The organism is Arthrobacter sorbitolis (genome assembly GCF_054510995.1).
On sequence record NZ_JBTNDM010000003.1, the window covers coordinates 150,810 to 177,564 of the forward strand.

A 26,755-nucleotide genomic window follows, 5' to 3' on the forward strand; every position below is an offset into this window, starting at 1 on the left:
ATTGCAACAAGGGGGAAGAACAGACTGACGCGATGAAGGTGTACATCCGACATTCGCGCTGGAGCTGTCACATCCCGAGGCCTCTTAGTACCCGGAAACACCTGTGATGGCATGCGAAATGCAGACATGTTGGACTACATAACGTTAGGGGACGCGACTCGGGGGCGTCAAACTCGCTGTCACCAGCCTGTGGGCACTTTTTCCACCGCCCTGTGGACAACCGGTGCCCGAGACACACTACACGCCCCCCTCGGACGCCCGTGTGAGGCCCTTCACGGTGCCCCCAGGACCGCGTCAGTCCGCTATCTTCTGCACTTTTCATCCTCTAGTCTTGGCTCCGGTCCGTTTATCCACGACATGTGAACAACTCTGTGGATGACGGATCTTTCCGAGCGCTGGCAGTGCAGTCGAGAGAGGTCTTTGTGGGTACAGATGAGGTCAATGACGTCGGGAGCTCCTGGCGTAAAGTCATCCGGACCCTGGAACACGACGATCGAGTGACACCCCGCCAGCGGGGATTCATGGTGCTGGCCCAGGCCCAGGGACTCATCGGCACCACCATGCTCATCGCCGTCCCGAACGAGCTGACACGCGAGGTCCTGCAGACCCAGCTCAAGGGAGCCCTCGACGAGGCACTGCGCGACGTTTTCCGCGAGGACATCCAGTGCGCGTTCGTCATCGACCCCGAACTGACCCCCGTGCGGGAGGAAGCACCCGAGCAGGAGCCCGAGCGTGCATCGCCGGCACCGAAGGGTGAGACCAAGCCGTCCCCGACGCCGCCCAGCAACTCCTCCGAGTTCGGTCGGCTCAATCCCAAGTACATCTTCGACACCTTCGTGATCGGCTCGTCGAACCGCTTCGCCCACGCCGCCGCGGTCGCCGTGGCGGAGGCACCGGCGAAGGCCTACAACCCGCTGTTCATCTACGGGGACTCGGGGCTGGGCAAGACACACCTCCTCCACGCCATCGGTCACTATGCCCGGCACCTCTACACGGGCATCCGCGTGCGGTACGTGAACTCCGAGGAGTTCACCAACGACTTCATCAACTCGATCCGCGACGACGAGGGGTCGAGCTTCAAGCAGACCTACCGCAACGTGGACATCCTGCTCATCGACGACATCCAGTTCCTCTCCGGCAAGGACCGGACCATGGAGGAGTTCTTCCACACGTTCAACGCCCTGCACAACCACAACAAGCAGGTGGTCATCACCTCCGACCTGCCACCCAAGCAGCTCATCGGATTCGAGGAGCGCATGAGGTCCCGCTTCGAGTGGGGCCTCCTGACGGACATCCAGCCGCCGGAACTGGAGACGCGCATCGCGATCCTCCGCAAGAAGGCGATCAGCGACAGCCTGAGCGCGCCGGACGACGTCCTCGAGTACATCGCCTCCAAGATCGCCACGAACATCCGCGAACTCGAGGGCGCGCTGATCCGTGTCACCGCCTTCGCCAGCCTCAACCGCCAGCCCGTGGACGTCAACCTGGCCGAGGTCGTCCTGAAGGACCTCATCTCCGACGACGGTGCCCGGGAGATCACGTCGACGGTGATCATGGCGCAGACGGCGGACTACTTCCAGATCAGCATGGAGGAGCTCTGCAGCAAGTCACGGACGAGGACCCTCGTGACGGCACGGCAGATCGCGATGTACCTCTGCCGGGAGCTCACGGACATGTCGCTGCCCAAGATCGGGCAGGAGCTGGGCGGGCGTGACCACACGACGGTCATCCATGCCGATCGGAAGATCCGCGAGCTGATGGCGGAGCGGCGGGCGATCTTCAACCAGGTCACCGAACTGACCAACCGCATCAAGCACAAGCAACGCGAGGCCTGACCGGGGCGACTACCCGAATCCCACGCCTGTAATTAACAGGTGTGGACACAGCTGTGGATAACCAGGGGCACATCACCCCTCATCCTGAGGACAACCCCCGTCCAGCCTGTGGATCCGCGAAATGACAAGGATTTCGCCCACAGCCGCCGGCAGCGGACCGTCGTCCGGCCTCACACCTTATCCACACCCCGGATCGGCCCCAGCCCCGGGATCGAGGCACTTATCCACAGTATCCACAGCAGTTATTAACACTACGAACCTTAAACTTCAAAAGTTCGTCAGATAACATTCCACGTCCCGTCCGTCCTCCGTCGCCCCCGGTCCTGCTGCGCCGGACCGGTACGCGGCTAAGCTGTCACCCAGTAGGGTTGTAGTTCCCCGTGCCCGGACAACTCCGTGGGCGAACCCGATCCGACCATCCGCCGGTGATTCGCCGGGGGCTGTTTTTTTGACCTGGCGAAAGGCGGCACTGCTCCGTGAAATTCAGAGTTGAACGGGATGTACTTGCGGAGGCTGTGTCCTGGACCGCCCGTTCCCTGTCCCCGCGCCCCCCGGTCCCCGTCCTCGCAGGACTGCTGATCAAGGCAGAGGGTGGCCTGCTCAGCCTCGCGAGCTTCGACTACGAGATCTCGGCACGCCTCGAGATCGCGGCCGACGTGCTGGAGGAAGGCACCATCCTCGTCTCGGGACGCCTGCTCGCCGACATCTGCAGGAGCCTGCCCTCCGCGCCGGTCGACGTCACGACCGACGGGTCGAAGGTCACGCTGACGTGCCGGAACAGCCGCTTCAACCTCGCCACCATGCCCGAGGGTGAATACCCCGAACTGCCGAAGCTCCCGGCCGTGAGCGGTGTCGTCGACGGGGACGCCTTCGCGCAGGCCGTGTCGCAGGTGATCATCGCGGCAAGCCGCGACGACACCCTTCCGATCCTCACGGGTGTCCGCATGGAGATCGAGGACGACCTCATCACGCTCCTGGCCACCGACCGTTACAGGCTCGCACTACGCGAAGTGTCCTGGAAACCGTCCACGCCGGGCATCTCGACCAGTGCGCTCGTGAAGGCCAAGACCCTGAACGAGGTGGCGAAGACCCTCGGCGGGGCCGGCGACCTGAACATCGCCCTGTCCGACGATTCCGAGCTCATCGGCTTCGAGTCCGGCGGGCGGCGGACCACCTCCCTGCTCGTCGATGGCGACTACCCCAAGATCCGCTCGCTCTTCCCGGACAAGACCCCCATCCACGCCACGGTCCAGACCAGTTCGCTCGTCGAAGCCGTCCGCCGCGTCTCGCTCGTCGCCGAGCGGAACACCCCGGTGCGCCTGGCGTTCCAGGAAGGCCAGGTCACCCTCGATGCGGGGACGGGGGAGGACGCCCAGGCGTCGGAGGCCATCGAGGCCACCCTCGACGGCGAGGACATCACGGTCGCGTTCAACCCGCACTACCTGAGCGAGGGTCTCGGCGCGTTCAGCAGCCCCTTCGTGCGGTTCTCCTTCACCTCACCGCCCAAGCCCGCGGTCATCTCCGCGCAGGACGACGCCTCCGGCGAGGACAGGGAAGACTACAGGTACCTCCTGATGCCGGTCCGGCTGCCCAACCAGTAGCAGCCCAGGCAGATATCCCGGCCGGCCGGCCCGCCGGTCGGGCACATCGTCAGAAAGAGAAGCTCATGCACATCGGCCTCATTGGACTCGGAAAAATGGGATTCAACATGAGGGAGCGTCTCCGCGGGAAGGGCATAGAGGTCACGGGCTTCGACCGGAACCCCGACCGCACCGACGTGCCGAGTCTCGAGGAACTCGTGGCGACGCTCCCCGCGCCGCGGATCGTCTGGGTGATGGTCCCTGCCGGCCAGGTCACCGACGCCGTGGTGAAGGACCTCTCGGAACTCCTTTCCGAGGGCGACCTGGTGATCGACGGAGGCAACTCGAAGTTCACGGACGACCAGATCCACGCCGCGCTGCTCGCGCAGAAAGGCATCCGCTTCCTGGACTGCGGCGTCTCGGGTGGCGTCTGGGGACTCGAGAACGGCTACGGCCTCATGGCCGGCGGTGTCCAGGACGACGTCGAACGTGCCATGCCGATCTTCGACGCCCTGCGTCCGGAAGGCGACCGTGCCGAGAGCTTCGTCCATGTGGGGGACGTAGGTGCCGGGCACTACGCCAAGATGGTCCACAACGGGATCGAGTACGGACTCATGCAGTCCTACGCCGAGGGATACGAGCTGCTCGAGGCCAAGGACATCGTCAAGGACGTCCACGGCACGTTCGCCGCCTGGCAGAAGGGCACCGTCGTGCGGTCCTGGCTGCTGGACCTCCTCGTGAAGGCGCTGCAGGAGGATCCGGGACTGTCGAAGATCGCGGGCTTCGTCGAGGATTCCGGCGAGGGACGATGGACCGTCGAGGAGGCCATCGCCAATTCCGTGCCGGCCCCCGCCATCACCGCAGCCCTGTTCGCCCGCTTCACGTCCCGGCAGGAGGACTCGCCGTCGATGAAGATGGTGGCGGCGCTCCGCAACCAGTTCGGCGGCCACGCGGTGAAGCCGGCCCAGCCGAAACCGGAGTAGGCGGGTCCCGGTGTACGTGGAGCACCTCTCACTCACCGGGTTCCGGAGCTACGAGCACCTCGACACGGCGATCGAACCCGGCATCACGGTCTTCGTCGGGCCGAACGGCGTGGGCAAGACGAACATCGTCGAGGCCGTCGGCTACCTCGCCACCCTGTCCTCGCACCGCGTGAGCAGCGACAAGCCGCTCATCCGCTTCGGTGAGGACCGCGCGATCATCCGCGGCAGATTCGTCCGCGGGACCCAGCGCACCGGCGTCGAGGTCGAGATCAACGCGGAATCCGGGAACCGTGCCCGCATCAACAGGGCCAACCCGGTGCGCGCGCGGGACGCCGCGGGAATCCTGAAGACCGTCCTCTTCGCTCCCGAGGACCTGACGCTGGTCAAGGGGGATCCCTCGGGACGGCGTCGGTACCTCGACGACGTCATGGTGTCCCTGCTCCCGCACCAGTCCGCGCTGCGGGCGGACTACGAGCGTGTGCTGAAGCAGCGCAACGCCCTGCTCAAGTCGGCGAGGGCGGCCGGACGGTTCTCGACGGGACACGAGGCGACCCTCGACGTGTGGGACCAGCACCTCGCCGAGGCCGGGGCACGGCTGCTGTCCGCCCGGCTCCTCCTCGTCGATCATCTCCGGCCCCATGTCCAGCGTGCCTACCAGGAGCTGACGGACGGTTCGAAGGTCACCGACATCACCTACATCTCGAGCGTCTCGTCCTCGATGGACCTCGCGGTGGACGACGACGCGGCGGACTCTGCGCACGCCGGGACGGCCGACGGCCTGAGGGAGCTCGCCCTCCCGGCGCTCACGGAGCTGTTCACGGCGAGTCTCCTCCGGCACCGGAAGAAGGAGCTGGACCGGGGCCTCTCGCTCGTGGGCCCGCATCGGGACGAGCTCGGGCTCCTGCTGGGCGGGGCCCCCGTCAAGGGATACGCCTCCCACGGCGAGACCTGGTCGATGGCCCTCGCCCTGCGGCTGGCGTCCTACTACCTGCTGCTCGAGGAGGACCACACCCCCGGCGGCGGTCCGGTCCTGATCCTCGACGACGTCTTCGCCGAACTCGACGCCCAGCGACGGACGCGCCTCGCCGCCATCGTGGCTCCGGCCGAGCAGGTGCTGGTGACGGCAGCCGTGGGTGACGACATCCCCGCAGCACTCCTCGGCCGTCAGATCCGCGTGATCCCGGGCGCCCTGGCCGGAGCGGCGGACGGCGCCGCCCCCGACGGGGAGCTGACGGCCGAGCGGACGGATGCCGGGCCGGACGACGCCGGGGCGGGCGACGACGGTCGCGTCGGGAAGGACCGGGACGGCGTCACGGACCTCCCTGCAGGAGGGGCACATGCCTGAGGATCGCGGGGAGGATCGCGGGGAGGATCCGTCGGACACCGGGGTCGCGGGGTCGCGGGGACGCCGCGACACGGAGGCCACGGACGACGGCGGCGCCCCGGCCCGGCCCGGACCCGACCTCCCCGAACAGGACGCCCCCCAGGCCCTCCTCAACCGGCTGCGCAGTGCGTCCGAGGCCCGCGGCACGCCGCGCGGACCTGCGGCGAAGCAGCCGGGGAAGACACCCCGACGCCGGTACTCGCCCGAACCCGTCTACGGCGGACGCGACCCGGAAGGCGTGGGCAACGTGTTCTCGCGGATGCTCGCGGAGCGTGGCTGGAAATCCCCGGTGGCCATCGGGTCGGTCCTGTCCCGGTGGGCCGAGATCGTCGGGACGGACATCGCGGCGCACTGCGTGCCCGAGAGCTTCGACGCCGATACCGTCCTGGTCCGGTGCGACTCGACCGCGTGGGCGACGCAGTTGCGCCTCATCTCACCGGACGTGCTGCGGAGGTTCGAGGCCGAGCTCGGCCCGGGCGTGGTCAAGCGGCTCTCCGTCGTCGGGCCGGCCGCGCCGAGCTGGCGCAAGGGTGGGCGCACGGTCAAGGGACGCGGTCCGCGCGACACCTACGGGTGAGCCGGAGCGCAATGCCGTGTCCGCTGGACGGCCTGTAGCGCAATCGGAGGTCCCTCCGGCGTATCGGTCCTCATGGAAGGACCCGCCGTCCGCTCTGGACCCGCTTTATTGGCCGGTGAGAGGCGGTTGGTACGCTCCCGCAACCATCCGCAGGGTAGAATAGTACGAGATTCATGTGGTCTATCCAGCTGAGGAGCCGTCTACGCCTGTGGCACACGAGAACGAGTTGAACGCAAGTGATGTGTTGATCGGCGAGGGTGAGTCCCCGATCCTGGAGGCCGCGACGGAACACGCGTACGGCGCCAGTGAGATCACCGTCCTGGAAGGCCTGGAAGCGGTCCGCAAGAGGCCGGGCATGTACATCGGATCGACGGGCCCGCGCGGCCTCCACCATCTCGTCTACGAAGTGGTGGACAACTCGGTGGACGAGGCGCTGGCCGGGTACTGCGACCATATCGAGATTACGCTCCAGATCGACGGCGGCGTCAAGGTCGTCGACAACGGGCGCGGCATTCCCGTGGACATGCACCCCACCGAGGGGCGGCCCACCGTGGAGGTCGTCATGACCATCCTCCACGCCGGCGGCAAGTTCGGCGGCGGCGGGTACGCGGTATCGGGCGGTCTGCACGGCGTCGGCATCTCCGTCGTCAACGCCCTGTCCGAGCGCGTCGAGACCGAGGTGCGCCGTCAGGGGTACGTCTGGCGCCAGTCCTTCAGGGACGGCGGCAAGCCGTTCGGTGAACTGGAGCAGGGCGAGGAGACCTCGGAGACGGGGACCACGCAGACGTTCTACCCGGACGACACGATCTTCGAGAGCACCGAATTCGACTTCGAGACGCTTCGCGCGCGGTTCCAGCAGATGGCGTTCCTCAACAAGGGACTGCGCATCACGCTGACGGACGAGCGGGTCGACGCCGTGCAGACCGACGAAGTGGCGGAGCTGGAGAAGGCGCAGGAGTCCGACGGGGAGCCGAAGCACCGGTCCGTGGTGTATCTCTACGAGAACGGGCTGCTGGACTACGTCCGCCACCTCAACTCGTCGAAGCGCGTGGACGTCGTCCACCCGGACGTGATCGCCTTCGAGACCGAGGACACGGAGCGGACCATGTCCGTCGAGATCGCCCTGCAGTGGACCTCGGCGTATTCCGAGAGCGTGCACACCTACGCGAACACGATCAACACGCACGAGGGCGGCACCCACGAAGAGGGTTTCCGTGCGGCGATGACCACACTGATCAACAAGTACGCGCGTGAGAAGAACATCATCAAGGAGAAGGACGACAACCTTACGGGTGATGACATCCGTGAGGGCCTGACGGCGGTCATCTCTGTGAAGCTCTCCGAACCGCAGTTCGAGGGCCAGACGAAGACGAAGCTCGGCAACTCGGAGGTCAAGGGATTCGTCCAGCGCGTCGTCACCGACCAGCTCGGCGATTGGCTCGAACGCAACCCCGGGCCTGCCCGTGACGTCATCCGCAAGTCCATCCAGGCGTCGCAGGCGCGCCTCGCGGCCCGCAAGGCGCGCGAGTCCACGCGCCGCAAGGGGCTCCTGGAGTCGGGCGGCATGCCCGGCAAGCTCAAGGACTGCCAGTCCAAGGACCCTGCACGGTCCGAGATCTACATCGTCGAGGGCGACTCGGCCGGCGGTTCGGCCGTCCGTGGGCGCAACCCGGAGACCCAGGCCATTCTCCCCCTCCGCGGGAAGATCCTGAACGTCGAACGGGCCCGCCTCGACCGTGCGCTCGGCAACAGCGAGGTGCAGGCCATGATCACCGCGTTCGGCGCGGGGATCGGCGAGGACTTCAACGTGGAGAAGGCCCGGTACCACAAGATCGTGCTCATGGCCGATGCCGACGTGGACGGCCAGCACATCACCACCCTGCTCCTGACCCTGCTCTTCCGCTACATGCGCCCGCTGATCGAGAACGGCTTCGTGTACCTGGCGCAGCCCCCGCTGTACCGGATCAAGTGGTCGAACGCCAAGCACGACTACGTGTTCAGCGACCGCGAACGCGACGAGGTCATCAAGATGGGCCTGGCCAACAACCAGCGCCTGCCCAAGGACAACGGGATCCAGCGGTACAAGGGCCTCGGCGAGATGGACTACACGGAACTGTGGGACACGACCATGGATCCCGACCACCGCACGCTGCTCCAGGTCACCATGGACGACGCCGCCGCCGCGGACCAGGTGTTCTCGGTGCTCATGGGCGAGGACGTCGAGTCCCGCCGCAACTTCATCCAGCAGAACGCGAAAGATGTGCGTTTCCTCGATATCTGAGTGCCGAGACCCGGCATCGTGCCGGCGCAACGAGAGTAAGAGCGGACTCAGGGTCCCTGCCCGAGCTTGCGAGGGATAGGGAGACGTCCGGTCGAGCGCCTACACGAGATGCAGGGTATCGGCTTGCCGTCGAGCGACCTTTGGGGCTGAAAACCATCACGAACGGAATTGATTGATGAGCGACGACAGCATTGGTAACGGGTCCGACGACGTCCTCGAGGGCGAGGTCCTGACGGACCGCGTCGAGCAGGTCGACCTGCAGACCGAGATGCAGCGGTCCTACCTCGACTACGCGATGGCGGTCATCGTCGGACGGGCCCTGCCCGACGTCCGCGATGGCCTGAAGCCCGTCCACCGCCGGGTCCTCTACGCGATGTTCGACGGCGGCTACCGCCCCGACCGCTCCTTCAACAAATGCGCCCGTGTCGTCGGTGAGGTCATGGGCCAGTACCACCCGCACGGCGACTCCGCGATCTACGACGCCCTGGTGCGGCTGATCCAGGACTGGACCATGCGCTACCCGCTGGCCCTCGGGCAGGGGAACTTCGGCTCACCCGGCAACGACGGCGCTGCGGCGCCCCGGTACACCGAGACGAAGATGGCCCCGCTCGCCATGGAGATGGTGCGGGACATCGACGAGGAGACCGTCGACTTCCAGGACAACTACGACGGCAAGAACCAGGAACCGACCATCCTGCCGTCGCGGTTCCCGAACCTGCTCGTCAACGGATCCTCGGGCATCGCCGTGGGCATGGCGACCAACATCCCGCCGCACAACCTGCGCGAGGTCGCCGAGGGCGTCCAGTGGTACCTGGAGAACCCGGGCGCCACGAAGGAGGAACTGCTCGAGGCCCTGATCCTCCGCATCAAGGGACCCGACTTCCCCACCGGCGCGCAGATCCTCGGGCACAAGGGCATCGAGGACGCCTATCGGACCGGACGCGGCTCCGTCACCATGCGGGCCGTCGTCAACGTCGAGGAGATCCAGAACCGGACCTGCCTCGTGGTCACGGAACTCCCCTACCAGGCCAACCCCGACAATCTGGCCATCAAGATCGCCGAACTGGTCAAGGACGGCAAGGTCAGCGGCATCGCCGACCTGCGTGACGAGACCTCGGGCCGCACCGGCCAGCGCCTCGTGATCGTGCTGAAGCGCGACGCCGTCGCCAAGGTGGTGCTCAACAACCTCTACAAGCACACGCAGCTGCAGGACAACTTCAGCGCAAACATGCTCGCCATCGTCGACGACGTGCCCCGCACGCTGAGCCTCGACGCGTTTATCCGCCACTGGGTGACCCACCAGCTCGAGGTCATCGTCCGCCGCACCCGGTACAGGCTGCGCAAGGCGGAGGAGGAGGCCCACATCCTCCGCGGTCTCCTGAAGGCGCTGGACGCCCTGGACGAGGTCATCGCCCTGATCCGCGCGTCCTCCACCACCGAGCAGGCACGCGACGGGCTGATGGGACTGCTGTCCATCGACGAGCTGCAGGCCACCGCCATCCTGAACATGCAGCTGCGACGCCTCGCGGCCCTCGAACGGCAGAAGATCCAGGACCGTCACGCGGAACTCGAGAGCATGATCACCGAGTTCAACCGCATCCTCGCCTCCGAGGACGTCCAGCGCGGCATCGTCAGCACCGAGCTCGCGGAGATCGTCGCGAAGTACGGCGACGACCGCCGCACCGAGATCCTCATGGGCTACGACGGCGACATGAGCATGGAGGACCTGATCCCCGAGGAGGAGATGGTCGTCACCATCACCCGCGGTGGGTACGTCAAGCGCACCCGCAGCGACAACTACCGCCAGCAGGCGCGCGGCGGCAAGGGGATCAAGGGTGCCCAGCTGCGCGGCGACGACGTCGTCGAGCACTTCTTCGTGACCACCACCCACCATTGGCTGCTGTTCTTCACGAACCTCGGCCGGGTGTACCGCGCGAAGGCGTACGAGCTCGTGGAGGCGGCGCGCGACGCCAAGGGCCAGCATGTCGCGAACCTGCTCGCCTTCCAGCCCGACGAGACCATCGCGCAGGTCCTCGACCTGCGCGACTACCAGCAGTCTCCGTTCCTCGTGCTCGCCACGAAGCGCGGACTGGTCAAGAAGACCCGCCTGGAGGACTACGACACCAACCGGACCGCCGGGGTGATCGCGATCAACCTCCGGGACAACGACGAGCTCGTCTCCGCGCAGCTGGTCTCCAGCGAGGACGACATCATGCTCGTCTCCCGCAAGGGACAGTCGCTGCGCTTCACGGCGGACGACGACGCCCTGCGCCCCATGGGCCGCGCGACGTCCGGCGTGACGGGCATGAAGTTCCGCCACGACGACGAACTGCTCGCGGCCAATGTGGTCACCGACGACTCGTACGTCTTCATCGTGACCGAGGGCGGCTTCGCGAAGCGGACGAAGGTCGACGACTACCGTGTGCAGGGACGTGGCGGGCTCGGCATCAAGGTCGCGAAGCTCGCCGAGGAACGCGGTGACCTCGTGGGTGCCCTCGTCGTCCAGGAGGAGGACGAGGTGCTCGTCGTGATGGGCGGCGGCAAGGTCGTCCGCTCCGCCGTCGCCGGTGTGCCCGCGAAGGGGCGCGACACCATGGGCGTGATCTTCGCGAAGCCCGACAAGACCGACCGCATCATCGCGGTCGCCCGCAACAGCGAGCGGAGCGTCGCCGTCGAGGAGGGACTCATCGACGATCCCGCCGAGGCGAGCCCGGACGTCGACGTGATCGGCACGATGACGCCGCAGGAGGATCCTGCGGAGTTCACGGCGGATGAAGTACGGTTGTCGACAGAGGAAACGGCTGAGCCTGACGCTGAGTCGCCGGAACACGGAGGTACTGAGTGAGCTCGGCCAACACCAACCCGCGGTCGACCAGCGGACAAGTGCGAACGCCTGGGGCTCCTCCGCGCGTCAATGCCCCCGCACGGCCCACGCAGCGCCCCGCCTCCGCAGGTGGGCCCGGACGACCCGGACTCGTGAAGCCGGCCCCGAAGGCGAAGGCCCGCAAGGCACGCCTGCTCGTGAGCAAGGTGGACCCCTGGTCGGTCCTCAAGATGTCCTTCCTCCTCTCGGTGGCACTCGGCATCGTCACCGTCGTGGCGTCCTTCGTGATCTGGACGGTCCTGGACCTCACGGGCATCTTCGACGGCGTCAATGCGCTCCTGCGGGAGATCGCGGGATCCGAGAGCGGCGGGTTCGACCTCCGGCAGTTCGCCTCCCTGCCGCAGGTGCTGTCCTTCGCGACCATCCTCGCAGTGGTGAACGTGGTGCTCCTGACCGCCCTCGCGATGCTCTCCGCGGTGCTGTACAACATCTCGTCCACCCTCGTCGGCGGTATCGGCGTCACGCTGACCGACGACTAGGAGACCGGCCTCTCCGGCGCCGCCAGGCGATTTGAAGAATGCCGAGCCACTACTGTAAAGTCGTATCTCGGCCCGAAGAGGTATCGGGGCGTATAGCTCAGGCGGTTAGAGCGCTTCGCTGATAACGAAGAGGTCCCAGGTTCAAGTCCTGGTACGCCCACGGATCCACCACCGGCAGGCGACTGCAAGGAGACTGTTGTGAAGAAGTTGCTCATCGCGGCAGCGGCTGCAGCGAGTCTCCTCGTGTACAAGCGCTGGCAGGATTCCGAGAAGAGCAAGGGCGTCTGGAGCAATGCGACGGACGACGTAGCGTAGCAAGGAGCAGAATCCGGCGGACGTCCGCCGGACGAGGTCCGTTCGGGGGCATGGCGCAATTGGTAGCGCACCTGCTTTGCAAGCAGGGGGTTCGGGGTTCGAGTCCCCGTGCCTCCACCGAAAGGAAGTCCCGGTCATCGACCGGGACTTCCTGCGTTTTCCGTCCGGGCCCCCCTGGTGCGGTGCCCCGTACGGCGTGCCATAGGGTTGCCGCGTGACCATTTTCCTCTCGATCCTCGGCGTCATCGGGGTCTCGGCCTCCGGGCCGATCATGGCTGCGACCGCCGCGCCCGTCCTGGCGATCGCCTTCTGGCGGAACCTGCTCGGGGCCCTCCTCATGGGAGGACCGGCCGCCGTGTCCAAGCGGGCGGAGTTCGCAGCGCTCACCGCGGCGGACTGCCGGAGGCTCGCCGTCGCGGCCGTCGCCCTCGCCCTGCACTTCGCATGCTTCATCACGGCCCTCAAGCTGACCTCCGTGGCTGCCGCCACGGCCCTCGTCTGCCTGCAGGTGGCGTGGATCGCGCTGTTCGACGCCCTGCGGGGGTCCCGCCCGCAGGGTGCCGTGGTGACCGGGCTCGGTGTGGCGTTCATCGGCGTGGTCGTCATCACCGGGTTCGACCTCTCCCTGTCCCCGGACGCGCTGCTCGGTGACATCCTGGCCCTCGCGGGAGGTGCGCTGGCGGGCGTCTACCAGATGGCCGGCGCCTCGGCCCGCCGCACCCTGTCCACCGGGACGTACACGACGCTGTGCTACGGCGCCTGCGCCGTGATCCTGCTGGCTCTCTGTGCCGTCACGCGGCAACCGATCATCGGCTTCTCACCGGCCGCCTGGGCCGGGATCCTCGCCGTCACGCTTCTCGCGCAGATCATGGGACATTCGGTGTTCAATCACCTGCTCGCCGTCATGAGCCCGCTCGTCGTCTCGATGATCATCCTGCTCGAGATCCCGGGAGCCGCCATCCTCGCGGCCGTGTTCCTCGACGAGACGCTGCCCGCCGGGACGTACGGCGGACTGGCACTGATCCTCGTGGGCCTCGCCGTCGTGATCAGGGGACAGCAGAGGCGCCGCTCACGCCGCCCGCTGGACGAGGGGATCGCCCCGGCTCCCCCTCCTGTGCTGGGCGGGGAATAGTACCGCTCACGTATATTTCACGTGGGGTATGTACCCCGAGAAAGAAAGGGACCCCCGGCGCTCGGCCGGGGGTCCCTTCGTCGTCGAGGACGGGTGTCAGACCTTCGGGTCGTCCGTCGGCTCGGCGGCGTGCTTGGCGCCGTCGGTGCCCTTCGCCGTGTCCGACACGGAAGGGGTGCCCGTGGTGGCGGTGGCCGCGGGGACCTCGCCGGACGTCGCGGAGGCGCGATCCGCGGCCTCCTTGATGCTGATGACGGTGTCCTTGGAGTCCTGCGGCTTCTGGGTCGAGGCCGGACCGGCGGTGGCCTTGATCGGGGCGGGAGTCTTCCAGGGATCCTCGACGGGTCGCGAGGCGCGCCATGCGGCGACGCCGGCGACGATCGCGGCCGTGATGATGCCGAAGATCAGCCAGCCCTTGCCGGACTTGCGGGCCTGGCTCTTCTTCAGGTCCTTCGATGCCTGCAGGGTCGCGGCGACCAGGCGCTTCTGGGCGTTCTTGACCGCCTTCTTGTCACCCGTCACGCGGATCACGGCGTTCTCCACGACGGGCGGCACGGTTGCCGCCGCGAGGGAGCGGGAGGCCGTATCGGCTGCCTCGCCGAGCCTCGTGGACAGCGCGGGGAGGTACTCGTCGACGACCTTGCCCTTGGCGGAGTTCAGCGCGGGCGTGGCCTTGTCGAGGGTTCCCTGGATCTTCGGGGTGGTCTCGTCGATCACCTGGGTGATCCGGGAGCCCACCGTGTCGATGCTCTCCTGGATCAGGGGGGTGACGACGGCGACCCCTCCGGCGATCCCCTCGGTCGCCTTGCGGACCGTGTCCTGCAGAGCCGGTCTGGCGGTCTCGAGACCCTTCTCCCATCGGGGCTTCGCCCAGCCGTATGCGGCATCGACCCGCGGGGTCGCCCATTCGCGTGCTGCGGCTATTCCGGCAGCGGCTGCCAGCCCGAGAGCGACGCCTTCTTCGAGTTGGTGGGTGGCGTGTTCGTTCTTCTTCACAAATACCTCCAGGGGTGATTGCTCGTTTTGATCAGCCTACGTGGCATGCGCGGAGGGTGCTATCCGTGCCGGGCGCAGGGTCGGTTCCGGGGGAACGTTTCACTGTGCGCGGAATGGCACTCCTCCAGCTTATTGTCAGGAGGCGCGTGGAAGAATGGGCGGATGACTGCTATTCCGACAGCAAAAGCGACCATCCACACCAACCAGGGCGATATCGAGATCAATCTCTTCGGCAACCACGCCCCGAAGACGGTGAAGAACTTCGTCGGCCTCGCGACGGGCGAGATCACGTGGACCCACCCCCAGACCGGCGAGGAGAGCAACGCTCCTCTGTACAACGGCACCGTGTTCCACCGGATCATCAAGGACTTCATGATTCAGGGTGGTGACCCCCTCGGGCAGGGCATCGGCGGACCGGGCTACAAGTTCGACGACGAGATCAACCCAGACCTCACGTTCACCGAACCCTACAAGCTGGCCATGGCCAACGCGGGCCTCCAGGGCGGACGCGGGACCAACGGGTCGCAGTTCTTCATCACCTCCGTCCCCACCACGTGGCTGCAGGGCAAGCACACCATCTTCGGTGACGTCACCGACGAGGAATCCCGCAAGGTGGTCGACAAGCTGAACGCCATCGCCACCGACATGAGGGACAAGCCCCTCGACGACGTCGTGATCGACAGCATCACCGTGGAACAGCTCTAGCCGAATGTCCTACGGTGTCCCCGCGCCCGACGCCGGCGGGCAGGAGGCCCCGGTCTGTCCCCGGCATCCCGACCGCGTCAGCTATGTGAGATGCCAGCGGTGCGGACGCCCCGCATGCGCTGACTGCCAGCGTCCCGCCGCGGTCGGTTTCCAGTGCGTGGACTGCGTCCGCGAGCAGGCTGCCAACGTGCCGGCCCGCAAGAACGCCTTCGGCGGCGTCTCGCGGGGGGACACCCCGGTGGTCACCTACACGCTCATCGGCATCTGCGTGGTGGTGTTCCTCCTGCAGCTCCTGGTCCCGGGGATCACCCGGGCCTTCACCTACGCCCCGGTGTTCACCGCAGGTGCAGGGGGCGTGATCCCCGCCGAACCGTGGCGCATGCTCACGGCCGCGTTCCTGCACTCGCAGAACTCGTTCCTGCACATCGCGTTCAACATGTACGCGCTCTACATCCTCGGCAAGGTGCTCGAGCCCGCGATGGGACGGGCACGGTTCCTCGCCCTGTACCTCATCTCCGCCGTCGGCGGGTCCATCGGGGTCCTGCTCCTGAGCGACAACCCGCTCCAGGGCGTGGTCGGCGCGTCGGGCGCCGTGTTCGGACTGTTCGGAGCGCTGTTCATCGTCCAGCGGAAGCGCGGCGGCGACGTCCGCCAGATCGTGGTCCTGATCGCGATCAATGCGGTGCTCGGCTTCGTGGTGCCAGGCATCGCCTGGCAGGCGCACGTCGGCGGCCTGGTGGCCGGTGCCGCCTGTGCCGCGGCCATCGCGTACGCCCCGCACGGGAAGCGGCAGGTGCGGACGCAGATGCTCGGTCTGGGGGGCGTCGTCGTCCTGCTCGCCCTGCTGACCGTCGTGGGCCTCTCCCGACTCCCTGTCTAGGACCGCCCGGACGACGAAGGAGCCGGTACCCGGGTACCGGCTCCTTCATCGTTTTCCACACCCCTTATCCACACGGGGGATAACTTACACACATGTAATTCCACACCTGTGGATAAGCGGGGCCCGGAATCCTGCGGCAATCCGTGAATCATCAACAATCCCATGCACATCTGTGGATAACTTCATGCACAGCGTGTGTACAGAGCAGAAGCGGCCCTACGAGCCGTCCGCGGGCCCGGGTCCCCGGTCCGGTGCGCTGCCGGACCTACCGCCAGCGGGTCGTCATGAGGAAGCCGACGATCGCGATCCCGAAGCCCGCGAGGATGTTCCATGATCCCCAGGCGGCGACGGGGAGGGTCGCCTCGGAGATGTAGAACGTGATGATCCACAGCAGGCCGATGATCATCAGCCCGAACATCACCGGCTTGTACCAGACCGGGTTCGGCTTGGGCTGTGACGACTTCGCGGCGGGCGCAGCGGTACTGGCTCTCTTGCGGGGCTTCGATTCAGGCACGGATTCTCCTCGACGGGGTGCGACTGGGGTCAGTGGCACCGGTAGCTCGGTGGCGGCCCCGACGCGCTCCTTCCCGCAGGCTATCCTGTGGGAAGACTTTCATCCGGCCGGTTCTCCGATCGATTCTAGCCAAGATCGGCCGGCTACCGGTGCATTCCCAAGGGCAGGAGCGGCAGTGGCCCGATCGACCATGGACGCCGCACCCGATACCCGGGTGGGACGCCCTCAGCGGCCGCGCCGTCGTCGTACGCCCTTCCAGCTGGCCGCGCAGGTCCTGGGCGAACTCCTGATCACCGCGGGTGTGGTGCTGCTGCTGTTCGTCGGGTGGGAGCTCTGGTGGACCAACATCGACTCCGGCATCAAGCAGGAACAGGCCCTCGAGCAGTTCTTCTCCGACGTGCCTCCCGTCGCGGTCCCCGACCCCGCCCCGGGCGGCCCCGGGCCGGCGGCGCCCGAGGACTTCGGCGACCCGGCCGTCCTCCCGCAGCAGGACCTCATGGGCACGTTCGGGGTGGTCTACATCCCGCGCTTCGGTGAGGGCTACTCACGGCCCGTCACCTCCGGCGTGGGCACCGACGTGCTGGACAACCTCGGACTCGGCCATTACCCGGGTACGGGTGCGCCGGGCGAGGTGGGGAACTTCGCGCTGGCGGGCCACCGCCAGACCCACGGTCAGGTACTCGACCAGATCCACACGCTGGTCCCGGGAGACCGGATCTACGTGCAGACACGGGACGGGTACTACACGTACGTCTTCCGCAACACCGAGATCGTCCTGCCCGATCGTGCGGACGTCATCGCACCGGTTCCCACCCGACCCGATGCCACGCCGGAGGACAGGATCCTGACGCTGACCAGCTGCAATCCGCGCTTCGGTGCCCAGGAGCGTATCATTGCGTACTCGGTGCTGGAGTCCTGGCGTCCCACCGGGGCCGGGCCGCCCCCCGAGATCGCGGAGAATGTCGCCCGCGCAGCAGGACAGGGGTAGCCGCGATGTACGGATGGATCTTCCGGGCACTGCCCGGTCCGCTCTGGATGCGCGTCGTCCTGTCGGTGATGCTGGTGCTCGTGGCCGTCCTGGCGCTCATGCTCTTCGTGTTCCCCTGGGTCTCCCAGTTCAACCCGCTCACAGATTCAACGATTGGTTCCCCGTAGCTCATGGCTGACACCACCCGCATCCTCGTCGTCGACAACTACGACAGCTTCGTCTACACGCTGGTCGGCTACCTGCAGGAACTCGGTGCGGAGACGACAGTGGTCCGGAACGACGACGTCACCCTCGCCGAGGCACAGGACATGGCCGCGTCCCGCGACGGGGTGCTGATCTCCCCGGGTCCCGGCACGCCCGCTGAGGCCGGTGTCTGCGTGGACCTCATCAGGTGGTGCGGTGACCACGGCAAGCCGATGCTCGGGGTCTGCCTGGGTCATCAGGCGCTCGCCGAGGCCTACGGCGGAACCGTGACGCACGCTCCGGAGCTCATGCACGGCAAGACCTCCCTGGTGGAACACGATGCGACGGGCGTCTTCGCCGGCCTGCCGTCTCCCGTCACGGCGACGCGTTACCACTCCCTGGCGGCGGTGAGCGACGACGTCCCGGCGGACCTCACCGTCACGGCCCGTACGGCCAGCGGCATCATCATGGGACTCGAGCACAGGACGGCTCCACTGTGCGGCGTCCAGTTCCACCCGGAGTCGGTCCTGACCGAGGGCGGCTACCAGATGCTGGGTAACTGGCTGGAGTCCCTCGGGCTCGAGGGCGCCGCGACCACCGCCGCAGGGCTGAGCCCGCTCATCGCACGCTGACCGCTCTCCGGCTCCGATCAGCGGTCTCACTGCAGCCACCGGCAGGGCCGGACGGCGGGGGCGGTGCAGCTAGTCGTCGCCCTCGGTGGGCCGCGGATCGGACTGTTCGCCTGTGCCGCCGGTCGGCTGGCCGCTCGGTGTCGGCGAGGGTTCCGGGACCGGGACCGGGACCGGTGACGGTTCCGGCACCGGTGCCGGTGCCGGTGGTGCCGGTGCCGGTACCACCGGCACCACTGGTACCACCGGTGCTGCAGGTGGTGCCTTCGCGACCGTCAGGACGATCTCCGTGCCCTGGTCCACCTCGGACCGAGCCGGCGCGGACTGCGCCGTGACGATCCCCGGCGCGACGACGCTGTTCTCGACCTCGCGCACGGTGGAGGGCAGCTTCACCGCGGAATCGGCCAGCAGGGCCTGCGCCTGTCCGAGCGTGAGATCCGTGAGCAGGGGTACGGTGACCTTGCCGTTGGACAGCACCAGGTCCACCGGACTGCCGACCGGCACGGACTGGCCGGCCTGCGGACTCGTGGTGATGACCCTGCCCTCCGCGACGTCGGCACTGGTCTCCTCCGTGATCCCGCCGCCCCGCAGCCCGAGCACCTCGAGCGCGTCACGGGCCGAGGATTCCGTGAGCCCGGCGAGCGTATCCGGCAGCACCACGTTCGCCGGACCGAGCGAGACGGTGATGTTCACCCGCGACTCCCTGTCCACGGATGCCCCCGCGGCAGGATCGGAGGCGATCACGTCGCCCTCCTCCACGGAGGCGTTGAACTGCTCGTCGCTCGACGGCACCAGCCCGGCGTCCACGATGGCGTCGGTGGCGTCGGCCTCGGCCAGACCCACGAGGTCGGGCACGCTGACCGTCACGGCCTCCTGGGAGGGCTGGTTGTCCGGGAGGTTGTTCAGGACGACATAGCCGCCCGCGAGCACGAGCAGGACCGCGACGAAGAAGACGGTGATCCAGGCCGCCCTCGACGACCTGCGCCTCCGGTCGTGCTCATGGTCCTTCGGATCCACGGCCTCCCGGGCGCCGAGCACATCGAGGCGACCGTCGTCGGGATCGTCCGGCAGTGCCTCCTCCGCCGCGACCCGGTCCATCGCGCGCGTCTGCGGGTCGGCGGAGGCGAACGGCACGGCCACCGCCGCAGCGCCGCCGGCACGAGGACGGGGCGCGGAGACGTCCATCGTCTCGGTCGCCGCGCCCGTGAAACCGGCGACGGCGATGCCCCGGGCGGCGTCGAGCAGCGCCCTGCGGAAGGACAGCGCATCCTGGAAGCGGTGTTCACGGTCCTTCCGGAGTGCCTTGGCGAGGACGGAGTCGAGGGCGGGCGTCACCTCGGGATCGAGACTGCTGGCAGCCGGCGGTTCCTCGCGTACGTGCTGGTACGCGACGGACACGGGGCTGTCCCCGACGAACGGCGGCCGACCGGTCAGCAGTTCGAAGAGCAGGCAGCCCGCCGAGTACAGGTCGCTGCGGGCGTCCACCGTCTCGCCCCGGGCCTGTTCCGGCGAGAGGTACTGTGCCGTCCCGAGGACGGCCTGTGTCTGCGTCATCGTGGCCTGCGAATCGGCCATGGCGCGGGCGATGCCGAAATCCATGACCTTCACCGCGCCGTCGGGCGTGATCATGACGTTGGCGGGCTTGATGTCCCGGTGGACGATGCCCGCCTTGTGGCTGTAGTCGAGGGCGCCCAGCACCCCGGCGACATAGGTGATGCTGTCCTCGTGGGTCAGGTCGCCCGCCCTCACGTGGTCGCGCAGGGTGCGGCCGGCGACATACTCCATCACGATGAACGGGACCCGGACCTCGTGTTCCGGCCGGTCGGGGATCTCCTCCTCGCCCGTGTCGTACACCGCGACGATGCTGGGATTGTTGAGCCCTGCCACGGCCTGCGCCTCCCTGCGGAACCGGGACTGGAACAGTGGATCCCGGGCGAGGTCCGAGCGGAGCACCTTGATCGCGACCGACCGGCCCAGACGGAGGTCACGGCCGAGGTGCACGTCGGCCATGCCGCCGCGCCCGATCAGCTCGCGGACCTCGTACCGCCCGTTCAGGACACGGTCGGTGGTCATCACTCGGTGCCCTTCCCGCCCGGGCTCGTCCCGCAGGTCATGGGCCGGTGGTCGCCGTCGGGGTCGCCGTCGGGTTCGGCGGAGGGGTCGGCGTAGGGGCCGTGGGTGCCTGGGTCGGGGGCGGGCCCGAGGAGACGACGTAGTTCACCTGCGTCCCGGCTGGGAGCTGGGCTCCTGCCCCGGGTTCGACACGGAGCACCGTGCCCTCTGCCTGCTCCGACTCCTCGCTCCCCACGTTGACCGGCCGGAGACCGAGGTCCACGAGGATCGCCTCGACGTCGGCGGCGCTCTGTCCCTGCAGTCCGCCCGGGACCGTGACCTGCTCGACGGGCTCGGGGCCGTCGGAGACGATCAGGGTGATCGTCGCGGGAGGGATCTGGGCTCCGCTCGGATTGATGTCGAGGACGATGCCCTGGTCCTGTTCCGCGAACTGCCTCTCGATGTTCACCCCGAAGCCCAGGCCGATGAGTCGCTGTGTCGCCTCGGCTTCGGTGATGCCGCGGTACTCGCTCGGCGAGATGATGACCTCGTTCGGCTCGCTCGTCGTCTGTTCGGGTGTCGGTGTCGGTGTGGTGGGCGCCGGTGACGGTGTGGAGGCGCGGGACTGCGACGGGGTGGCGCTCGCCGACGTGCTGGACTCGGCCGGCACGCCGTCCGGATCGTCGCCCGCCAGCAGGGGCTGGAGGACCAGGAACGCGATGGCGGCCAGCGCCAGCAGGAGCAGCACGATGAGCGGGATCAGCCAAGGGCTCCGGCGGTTCTCCTCCTCCCGACGGTACGGCTGGTCCGGCGCGGGGTCGACGTCCTCCTCCGACCAGTCCCGGGACGCGGCGAGGCCGGCCGCGGCACCCGCGGCACCCGCGGCACCCGCGGCAGCCGGTGCCGCGACCGTGGGCAGGGCGGAGGTGGTCGGCGCGGGGACCGCCGTCGTCGCCTGGGTGTCCTGGCGGGGGACGGCGGCCGTCGGGATGCCCGCCCCGGTTCCGAAGGCGAGCATCCCGGGGACGGCCGCTTCGGCCCCGCGGAGGTCACCGGCCCGGATGGCGTCGACGCCGCGCGCGAGCGACTCGGCGTCACGCGGCCGCCCGGCCGGGTCCTTGGCGAGCATGGACGCGATCAGTGCACGGACCGGCTGCGGGATGGATTCCGGCAGGGGCGGCGGGGCGTCGTTGACCTGGGCGAGGGCGATGGCGATCTGGGATTCGCCCGAGAACGGCCGGCGGCCCGCGAGCAGTTCGTACCCGATGACGCCGAGCGCATAGATGTCGGAGGAGCCGGTGGCGGGCTGGCCGGTTGCCTGCTCGGGCGCCAGGTACTGCGCCGTCCCCATGACCTGCCCGGTGGCGGTCAGGGGGACCTGGTCGGCGAGCCGGGCGATGCCGAAGTCGGTGATCTTCACGCGGCCGTCGGGCATCACGAGGATGTTGCCGGGCTTCACGTCGCGGTGGACGAGGCCCTGCCGGTGCGCGACGGCAAGGGCCGTGGCGGTCTGTCCGATGATCGAGAGGGTGCGGTCCGGCGAGAGGACCTGCTCCTTCTCGATGACGGCGGACAGCGGCTGCCCCGGCACGAGTTCCATGACGAGGTAGGCAGAGCCGGCCTCCTCGCCGTAGTCGAAAACGTTGGCGATGCCCTCGTGGTTCAGCAGCGCGGTATGGCGTGCCTCGGCACGGAAGCGGTTGAGGAACGCCGGGTCCCCGGAGTACTCCTCCTTGAGGATCTTGATCGCGACGACGCGACCGAGGATCTGGTCCCGCGCCTTCCAGACTTCGCCCATGCCGCCGATGGCGATGCGCTCGGTCAGTTCGAACCTGCCGCCCAGGGTGATTCCTGACGTGGGCCTCATCTGTTCAACACCGCCTCTATGAGTCTCTTGGCACTGGGTGAGGTCAATTGCTGACCGGTAGGGATGTCCACGTTCTCCATCACGATCGATATGGCGACCTGCGGATCGTCCGCCGGCGCGAATCCCGTGAACCAGGCGTTGTCGCCGGTTTCGGAGACCTCCGCGGTCCCCGTCTTGCCGGCCACCTCGACGCCCGGGACCTGCGCCCCGGTCGCCGTGCCGTTGTCCACCACGTTCACCATCCAGTCGGTGAGCTGGTTCGCGGTCTCCTCGCTCACCGACTGGCGGAGCACCTCGGGCTGGGGCGACTCGATCAGCTCGAGGTCCGCTGCCCGGATCGACTTGATGAGCTGTGGCTTCATCTGCTGCCCGTCGTTGGCGATCGCGGAGGCCACCATGGCCATCTGGAGGGGTGTGACACGCGTGTCGAACTGCCCGACGGCGGACTGGGCCAGTTCGGGCTCCGTCAGGTCGGAGGGGAAGCTGCTCGCGATGACCTGCGTCGGGATGAACAGCTCCTCGCCGAACCCGAAGTCCGCGGCCTGCTCCTGGATCGCTTCCTCACCGAGATCCAGCGCGATCTGCGCGAAGGGGGTGTTGCAGGACTGCTCCAGCGCGAACTCGAGGTCCGCCGTCGTCCTGCTGGAGCAACCGCCGGTGACGAAGTTCGGCAGGGCGTACTCGATGCCGGGGAACTGCAGGGCCGGCGGGTTCGGGATCTCGGATTGCGCGTCGTATCTCCCGGACTCGAGGGCGGCCGCGGCGTCGACGAGCTTGAAGACGGACCCCGGGGACACGAGGGACTGCGTGGCGGGATTCGTGTAGATGGACAGGCCCGGCTGCTCGGACAGAGCCGCGACGTTCTCCTCGATGATCGCCGTGTCGTGCCCGGAGACGAGGTTCGGATCGTAGGTGGGCTTGGAGACCATCGCGAGGATGTTGCCCGTGGAGGGCTCCATGACCACGATCGAGCCCCGCTGCCCTTCCGGGATCAGGTCCGACGCGAGGCGCTGGATCTCCGGGTCGATGGTCAGTTCGACGGACGCGCCCTGGGCCTCGACGCCCGAGAACAGGCCGACAACGCGGTCGTAGAACAGCGAACTGCTGGTCCCGGCGAGGATGTCCGATTCCTTGTCCTCGAGCTGCGTCGACCCCAGCGACAGGGAGTAGTAGCCCGTCAGGTGCGCGTAGAGCTCGGGTTCGTTGTACACGCGCTGGAAGTTGAACTCGTCGTCGGAGGGGACCGACTCGGCGATCGCCCGGCCGTCCACCAGGATGGCTCCGCGCTCCCGGCCGAAGTCCTGGTAGAGCTGGCGACTGTTCCAGTCGTTCTCGTTGAGCTCCTGTGCCTGGAAGAACTGGACGTACGTGAGGGCGCCGAGGACGAGGGCGAACATGCCGATCGCCACGACCCATGCGCTGCGGATGGCCTGGTTCATCGGGTGACCTCCTTCGCGGGCCTCTTCTTCACGGGCTTCCCGTTCACGCCGAGCATCTCGGGGAACGAATCCTTCATGGGCGCCGTCGGCGCCGGCCGGCGCGCGGTCTCCGAGATCAGGAGGAGCAGGGCGACGATGAGCCAGTTCGCCAGCAGCGAGGATCCGCCCGCGGACATGAACGGCGTGGTGAGGCCCGTCAGGGGGATCAGGCGCGTGATGCCGCCGATCACCACGAAGCACTGGAGGGCGATGGTGAACGAGAGGCCGCACGCGAGCAGCTTCCCGAACCCGTCCTTCGTGCCGAGAGCAGCCCGGATGCCGCGGGACACCAGGATCACGTACATCATCACGATCGCGACGACGCCGAGAAGTCCGAGCTCCTCGCCCAGCGCGGCGATGATCATGTCGCTGTTGGCATACGTCACGAGATCCGGTCGGCCCTCACCGAACCCCGTACCGATCAGGCCACCGTTCGCCAGACCGAACAGGCCCTGGACCACCTGACGGCTCCCACCCGGAGCGCGGTCGTACACCTCGGGCGCGAAGGCGTTGATCCACGAATCGAAGCGGAGCGCCACGTGACTGAACAGCTCGAGGGCCACGAAGACGCCGGCCCCGATCATCGCGAGGCCGATCAGGACCCAGCTGACACGGCTCGTCGCCACGTAGATCATGACCATGAAGAGGCCGAAGAAGAGGATCGATGAACCGAGGTCGCGCTGGAAGATCAGGACGCCGATGCTGACGAGCCAGGCCGCCGCCATCGGCGCGAGGTCCCTGAAGCGCGGGAACTGCAGCGGACCGATCTTCTTGCCGGCCAGCAGGATGAGGTCGCGGTTGGTCGAAAGATACCCGGCGAAGAATATGGCGAGGGTGATCTTCGCGATCTCGCCGGGCTGGAAGGTGCCGACGCCGACGGAGATCCAGATGCGTGCCCCGTTGATCTCCAGGCCGAGCGGTGTCAGGGGCAGGAGCAGCAGGATCGCGCTGACGATGAGGGAGATGTAGGTGAAGCGGCGCAGGATCCGGTGGTCCCGGAAGAGGATCAGCAGCACGGCTGCAGCCCCGATGGCCACGGCGGTCCAGAGGACCTGCTGCGGCGCGACGGACGTGGCACCCGATGCGGCGGAGAGATCGAGGCGATGGATCATCGCCAGCCCGATCCCGTTCAGCGCGACCACCAGCGGAAGGATCACCGGGTCGGCATACTTGGCGCGGAAGCGCAGGATGACGTGGATGAAGAGGCTCATCAGGCCGAGCGTCAGTACCTGCGACCAGAAGTAGTCGCCGAAGGGTTCCTCCCGGCCGACGCCGGCCAGGTAGTTGGCCCCGCCTGCCACGACGAGGGCCAGTACCAGCAGCAGGAGCTCGATGTTGCGCCGCGACCTGGGCACGGTCAGGACATCACTCATTGGCTGCACCTCCACAGGCGTCGGCGGGGGACGAAGGACTCGGCGAGGGCTCCGGTGCGTCCGACGGGGTGGCGGATGCCCCGGCCGTCGCCGACGGCGACGGGCCCGCGGACGGGCCCGCGGACGGGGCGGCCGACGGCGTCGGGGACGCGGTTGCGGACGGTGCCGCGGTTGCGGATCGGGTTCCGGACGGAGCCGGGGCGGATGCTCCCGCCGTTCCCGACGGGCCCGGCGAGGCGGACGGGGTCTGCGGCGTTGCCGGATCGCAGGTCACGGCCCGCAGTTCGCTGCGCAGGTCGCCGACGATCCTCTCGGCCTCCTCCAGGCCGGCCGCCGGAAGTGTCTTCGCCACCTGCGACCGCTGGTACTCGGGGAGGTTCGAGACCGGGATGTCGGTGATCTCGTAGAGCTCGCTGAGGCTGATCGGCCCGACCCGCTGCGGTACGCCGGTGAAGATCGCGACGCGGTTCTCCGACTCCGCCACGTAGTAGCGCGTCTGGGTCCACGTGTAGCCGAGGCCGAGCACGGCGATCAGGATGAGGGTCATGAGGGACAGGAATGCCGGGACGAGCCAGCGGCGTCCCCGCTTCCCGGTCTCGTGCCCCGCGTCCTCGCCGGCGTCGCCCGTCCCCGGCTCGGCCTTGTGCGTCAGCATCATCGCGGCGCGGCGCTCCGTGGAGCGCTGGGTCACGATGGGGATCTGGCCGGTCTCCGTGGCGAGGGCGGCGGATCCCACGAGGACGTGGGGGCGGGTCAGGAGGTCCTGGCGGATGATGTCGGCGCGGATCGCGGCACCGGGGAGGTCCCCGTTCCGGTCGATGCCGTGCGCTGCGGACGCCGCGTCCGCGGGCTTGTCCCGTTCTCCGGCGGCCTGCCGCGCAGGGGGGATGGAGACGGGAGGCACGGCGTCGTCGTCGTCCGCCTCGACGACCTCGACGACCACGATGGTGATGTTGTCCGGCGAACCCCCCGCGAGGGTGAGTTCCACGAGGGTGTCGACACACGCGCGGATGTTCGTCGTCTCACGCATGACCTGCTCCACCACGCGGTCGTTGAGTACCGCGTTCAGGCCGTCGGAGCAGAGCAGCCAGCGTTCCCCCGGTTCGGCGTCGAACTCCTCGAGGTCCAGTTCCGGGCTCGCATCGACGTCGCCGAGGACCCGCATCAGCACGTTCTTGTGCGGATGGATCTCCGCCTCCTCCGGCCGGAGGCGTCCCTCGTCGATGAGGCGCTGGACGAAGGTGTGATCGGTGGTGATCTGGGCGAAGGCCCCGTCCTTCAGACGGTAGGCGCGTGAGTCGCCGATGTGGGCGAGCTGCAGCTTCGAGTCCTCGAGCAGGATCGCCGTGACGGTGGTGCCCATGCCGGCGAGCTGGGGATTGGTGGTGACGAGTTCGGAGAGCAGCGAGTTCGCGGTCTGGATCTCGTCGGCCAGGTGGGTGGCACCCTTGCCCCCGTGGGAGCCGTGGTCGAGGTGGACGAGGTCCAGGACGGTGGAGGCCGACGCGACGTTGCCGCCCGCGTGTCCGCCCATGCCGTCGGCGACGACGGCGAGGAACCGGCCCACGTAGGCGGAGTCGTCGTTCTTCGCACGCACCATGCCCACATCGGAGCGGGCGGCGAACCTCAGGGCGAGCGGC

General features: G+C 67.9%; 22 protein-coding genes and 2 tRNA genes. 17 read left to right on the top strand and 7 right to left on the bottom strand.

Annotated elements, in window-relative coordinates; translation table 11 throughout:
- Nucleotides 1-422: 422 nt before the first annotated feature.
- The 12 genes from dnaA to ACX80K_RS09175 all read left to right on the top strand — a co-directional run bounded on the left by dnaA (nucleotide 423) and on the right by ACX80K_RS09175 (nucleotide 13,450).
- Nucleotides 423-1,835 (top strand): chromosomal replication initiator protein DnaA, encoded by a 1,413-nt coding sequence (gene dnaA, locus ACX80K_RS09120; protein ID WP_459271549.1) that lies wholly within the window; start codon nucleotides 423-425, stop codon nucleotides 1,833-1,835.
- A gap of 476 nt (nucleotides 1,836-2,311) precedes the next feature.
- On the top strand, nucleotides 2,312-3,436 hold the full coding sequence (dnaN, locus tag ACX80K_RS09125) for a DNA polymerase III subunit beta (RefSeq protein WP_459271550.1): 1,125 nt from the start codon (nucleotides 2,312-2,314) through the stop codon (nucleotides 3,434-3,436).
- Nucleotides 3,437-3,501: 65 nt separating this feature from the next.
- Nucleotides 3,502-4,398 carry a phosphogluconate dehydrogenase (NAD(+)-dependent, decarboxylating) gene (gene gnd / locus ACX80K_RS09130; protein ID WP_459271551.1) on the top strand — a complete coding sequence of 299 codons (897 nt, stop codon included), beginning with the start codon at nucleotides 3,502-3,504 and terminating at the stop codon, nucleotides 4,396-4,398.
- 10 nt (nucleotides 4,399-4,408) lie between these two features.
- Nucleotides 4,409-5,743: a DNA replication/repair protein RecF gene (gene recF / locus ACX80K_RS09135; protein ID WP_459271552.1), complete on the top strand. Its 1,335-nt coding sequence runs from the start codon at nucleotides 4,409-4,411 to the stop codon at nucleotides 5,741-5,743.
- The gene (locus ACX80K_RS09140) at nucleotides 5,736-6,359 is read left to right on the top strand and encodes a DUF721 domain-containing protein (protein ID WP_459271553.1); all 624 of its coding nucleotides are present in this window, start codon (nucleotides 5,736-5,738) and stop codon (nucleotides 6,357-6,359) included. The genes recF and ACX80K_RS09140 overlap by 8 nt, the downstream gene beginning before the upstream one ends.
- Before the next feature lie 268 nt (nucleotides 6,360-6,627).
- On the top strand, nucleotides 6,628-8,640 hold the full coding sequence (gene gyrB / locus ACX80K_RS09145; protein ID WP_459271730.1) for a DNA topoisomerase (ATP-hydrolyzing) subunit B: 2,013 nt from the start codon (nucleotides 6,628-6,630) through the stop codon (nucleotides 8,638-8,640).
- A gap of 175 nt (nucleotides 8,641-8,815) precedes the next feature.
- A complete protein-coding gene (gene gyrA / locus ACX80K_RS09150; RefSeq protein ID WP_459271554.1) occupies nucleotides 8,816-11,485 on the top strand; it encodes a DNA gyrase subunit A in 2,670 nt (889 codons plus the stop codon).
- The gene (locus tag ACX80K_RS09155; RefSeq protein ID WP_459271555.1) at nucleotides 11,482-12,003 is read left to right on the top strand and encodes a DUF3566 domain-containing protein; all 522 of its coding nucleotides are present in this window, start codon (nucleotides 11,482-11,484) and stop codon (nucleotides 12,001-12,003) included. Before gyrA ends, ACX80K_RS09155 begins: the two co-directional genes overlap by 4 nt.
- Nucleotides 12,004-12,089: 86 nt before the next feature.
- Nucleotides 12,090-12,163: transfer RNA gene (locus tag ACX80K_RS09160), tRNA-Ile, on the top strand.
- A 38-nt stretch (nucleotides 12,164-12,201) separates the two neighbouring features.
- A complete protein-coding gene (locus ACX80K_RS09165) occupies nucleotides 12,202-12,318 on the top strand; it encodes a DLW-39 family protein (protein ID WP_459271556.1) in 117 nt (38 codons plus the stop codon).
- A gap of 44 nt (nucleotides 12,319-12,362) precedes the next feature.
- Nucleotides 12,363-12,435 (top strand) — tRNA-Ala (locus ACX80K_RS09170).
- 97 nt (nucleotides 12,436-12,532) lie between these two features.
- On the top strand, nucleotides 12,533-13,450 hold the full coding sequence (locus ACX80K_RS09175) for a DMT family transporter (RefSeq protein WP_459271557.1): 918 nt from the start codon (nucleotides 12,533-12,535) through the stop codon (nucleotides 13,448-13,450).
- A gap of 96 nt (nucleotides 13,451-13,546) precedes the next feature.
- Here ACX80K_RS09175 and ACX80K_RS09180 read toward each other — a convergent pair whose 3' ends face one another.
- Nucleotides 13,547-14,446 carry a hypothetical protein gene (locus tag ACX80K_RS09180; RefSeq protein WP_459271558.1) on the bottom strand — a complete coding sequence of 300 codons (900 nt, stop codon included), beginning with the start codon at nucleotides 14,444-14,446 and terminating at the stop codon, nucleotides 13,547-13,549.
- A gap of 162 nt (nucleotides 14,447-14,608) precedes the next feature.
- On the opposite strand from ACX80K_RS09180, the gene ACX80K_RS09185 reads away from it, so the two are divergent.
- Nucleotides 14,609-15,151 (top strand): peptidylprolyl isomerase, encoded by a 543-nt coding sequence (locus ACX80K_RS09185; protein ID WP_459271559.1) that lies wholly within the window; start codon nucleotides 14,609-14,611, stop codon nucleotides 15,149-15,151.
- 187 nt (nucleotides 15,152-15,338) lie between these two features.
- Nucleotides 15,339-16,031, top strand: coding sequence for a rhomboid family intramembrane serine protease (locus tag ACX80K_RS09190; protein WP_459271560.1), 693 nt, complete (start codon nucleotides 15,339-15,341; stop codon nucleotides 16,029-16,031).
- Between the two features lie 265 nt (nucleotides 16,032-16,296).
- Here ACX80K_RS09190 and ACX80K_RS09195 read toward each other — a convergent pair whose 3' ends face one another.
- Nucleotides 16,297-16,545: a cell division protein CrgA gene (locus ACX80K_RS09195; RefSeq protein WP_104181187.1), complete on the bottom strand. Its 249-nt coding sequence runs from the start codon at nucleotides 16,543-16,545 to the stop codon at nucleotides 16,297-16,299.
- A gap of 190 nt (nucleotides 16,546-16,735) precedes the next feature.
- On the opposite strand from ACX80K_RS09195, the gene ACX80K_RS09200 reads away from it, so the two are divergent.
- From ACX80K_RS09200 to ACX80K_RS09210, 3 genes are read left to right on the top strand one after another with little or no spacing between them, the layout of a single operon-like run.
- Entirely contained in the window at nucleotides 16,736-17,533 is a 798-nt protein-coding gene (locus tag ACX80K_RS09200; RefSeq protein WP_459271731.1) for a class E sortase, read from the top strand.
- A gap of 5 nt (nucleotides 17,534-17,538) precedes the next feature.
- Nucleotides 17,539-17,700 carry a hypothetical protein gene (locus ACX80K_RS09205; protein ID WP_459271561.1) on the top strand — a complete coding sequence of 54 codons (162 nt, stop codon included), beginning with the start codon at nucleotides 17,539-17,541 and terminating at the stop codon, nucleotides 17,698-17,700.
- 3 nt (nucleotides 17,701-17,703) lie between these two features.
- On the top strand, nucleotides 17,704-18,348 hold the full coding sequence (locus tag ACX80K_RS09210; protein WP_459271562.1) for an aminodeoxychorismate/anthranilate synthase component II: 645 nt from the start codon (nucleotides 17,704-17,706) through the stop codon (nucleotides 18,346-18,348).
- A 69-nt stretch (nucleotides 18,349-18,417) separates the two neighbouring features.
- On the opposite strand, the gene pknB is transcribed toward ACX80K_RS09210, so the two are convergent.
- The 5 genes from pknB to ACX80K_RS09235 are packed head-to-tail and all read right to left on the bottom strand — an operon-like array spanning nucleotide 18,418 to nucleotide 26,715.
- A complete protein-coding gene (gene pknB / locus ACX80K_RS09215; protein ID WP_459271563.1) occupies nucleotides 18,418-20,418 on the bottom strand; it encodes a Stk1 family PASTA domain-containing Ser/Thr kinase in 2,001 nt (666 codons plus the stop codon).
- Nucleotides 20,419-20,455: 37 nt separating this feature from the next.
- On the bottom strand, nucleotides 20,456-22,264 hold the full coding sequence (locus tag ACX80K_RS09220; RefSeq protein ID WP_459271564.1) for a protein kinase domain-containing protein: 1,809 nt from the start codon (nucleotides 22,262-22,264) through the stop codon (nucleotides 20,456-20,458).
- Entirely contained in the window at nucleotides 22,261-23,703 is a 1,443-nt protein-coding gene (locus ACX80K_RS09225; protein ID WP_459271565.1) for a peptidoglycan D,D-transpeptidase FtsI family protein, read from the bottom strand. Before ACX80K_RS09225 ends, ACX80K_RS09220 begins: the two co-directional genes overlap by 4 nt.
- Entirely contained in the window at nucleotides 23,700-25,115 is a 1,416-nt protein-coding gene (locus ACX80K_RS09230; RefSeq protein WP_459271566.1) for an FtsW/RodA/SpoVE family cell cycle protein, read from the bottom strand. The genes ACX80K_RS09225 and ACX80K_RS09230 overlap by 4 nt, the downstream gene beginning before the upstream one ends.
- Nucleotides 25,108-26,715, bottom strand: coding sequence for a PP2C family protein-serine/threonine phosphatase (locus ACX80K_RS09235; RefSeq protein ID WP_459271732.1), 1,608 nt, complete (start codon nucleotides 26,713-26,715; stop codon nucleotides 25,108-25,110). The genes ACX80K_RS09230 and ACX80K_RS09235 overlap by 8 nt, the downstream gene beginning before the upstream one ends.
- Nucleotides 26,716-26,755: the final 40 nt, after the last annotated feature.